Origin of the sequence: Halorhodospira sp. M38, assembly GCF_022227985.1 — a bacterium.
GTDB lineage: Bacteria > Pseudomonadota > Gammaproteobacteria > Nitrococcales > Halorhodospiraceae > Halorhodospira > Halorhodospira halophila_A.
This window is the reverse complement of the sequence record NZ_JAJNQP010000098.1, coordinates 1-333: the sequence shown is the minus strand read 5'-3', so window position 1 is coordinate 333 and position 333 is coordinate 1. Positions and strand designations below refer to the sequence as shown.

Annotated in this window: 1 protein-coding gene; it reads left to right on the top strand. The window is 61.0% G+C overall.

What is annotated here, in order from left to right; all coding sequences use genetic code 11:
- Window positions 1-105 precede the first annotated feature (105 nt).
- Window positions 106-333 (top strand): DUF4351 domain-containing protein (locus LRA98_RS12950; protein WP_238634294.1); only part of this gene is annotated, 228 nt, incomplete at its 3' end.

Genomic DNA, 333 nt, shown 5'->3' with positions numbered 1-333 from the left:
AAGCCACTGCTGGTGTATATTGCCAGGGTGTATGGGAACATCGCGGAGGCGGATGTCCGCCATGCTCTCGAGCAAACTCGACCGGAACGAGCGGAGGAGTTAGCCATGACTGTCGCCGAAGAGTGGATCGAACGAGGGAAAAAGGAAGGGCGCCAGGAAGGGCGTCAGGAGGGGCGCAAAGAAGCCGAGGTCGCGATGCTCCTGCGCCAGATCGAGCGCAAGTTCGGAGCGCAGGCCAAGCAGGTTTGGAGGTCACGCATCGAACACGCCACCACCGGCCAACTGGAAATGTGGCTCGACCGGATCCTGGACGCCGATCGAGTCGAAGACGTT